1 protein-coding gene is annotated in these 1,020 nt (G+C 65.2%); it reads left to right on the top strand.

All coding sequences use genetic code 11. The features are described from left to right. Positions 1–1,020, top strand: a 1,020-nt coding sequence (gene tuf, locus OEZ60_RS22120; RefSeq protein ID WP_263341035.1) for an elongation factor Tu, incomplete at both ends; no start/stop codon positions are given.

Here is a 1,020-nt window from a genome sequence, read left to right as displayed (position 1 = left end):
ATGGCAAAGGCAAAATTCGAACGGACGAAACCGCACGTGAACATCGGGACCATCGGTCACGTTGACCACGGCAAGACGACGCTGACGGCGGCGATCACGAAGTATTTCGGCGACTTCAAGGCCTATGACCAGATCGACGCGGCGCCGGAAGAGAAGGCGCGCGGGATCACGATCTCGACCGCGCACGTGGAATACGAGAGCCCGACGCGTCACTACGCGCACGTCGACTGCCCGGGCCACGCCGACTACGTCAAGAACATGATCACGGGTGCGGCGCAGATGGACGGCGCGATCCTCGTGGTGAACGCGGCCGACGGCCCGATGCCGCAGACCCGCGAGCACATCCTGCTCGGCCGCCAGGTCGGCATCCCCTACATGGTCGTCTACCTCAACAAGGTCGACCAGGTGGATGACGAGGAGCTCCTGGAGCTGGTCGAGATGGAAGTGCGCGAGCTTCTGTCGTCCTACGACTACCCGGGCGACGACATTCCGATCATCAAGGGTTCGGCTCTGGCCGCGCTCGAGGGCCGCGACGCCGAGATCGGCGAGAACTCGATCCGCGCGCTGATCGACGCCGTCGACAGCTACATCCCGACGCCCGAGCGCGCGGTTGACCAGCCGTTCCTGATGCCGATCGAGGACGTGTTCTCGATCTCGGGCCGCGGCACCGTGGTCACCGGCCGGGTCGAGCGCGGCGTGATCAACGTCGGCGACGAAGTCGAGATCGTCGGCATCCGCGACACCAAGAAGTCGGTCTGCACCGGCGTCGAGATGTTCCGCAAGCTGCTTGACCGTGGTGAGGCGGGCGACAACATCGGCGCGCTGCTGCGCGGCATCGACCGTGACGGCGTCGAGCGTGGCCAGGTTCTCTGCAAGCCGGGTTCGGTGAAGCCGCACACCCACTTCGAGGCCGAGGCCTACATCCTGACGAAGGAAGAAGGCGGCCGCCACACGCCGTTCTTCGCCAACTACCGTCCGCAGTTCTACTTCCGCACGACGGACGTGACCGGGACGGTGAAG

This window comes from Albidovulum salinarum (genome assembly GCF_025673475.1).
Classification (GTDB): Bacteria; Pseudomonadota; Alphaproteobacteria; order Rhodobacterales; family Rhodobacteraceae; genus Albidovulum; species Albidovulum salinarum.
Note: the sequence above shows the minus strand (reverse complement) of the source record. Positions and strands in the feature narration are given on the sequence as shown.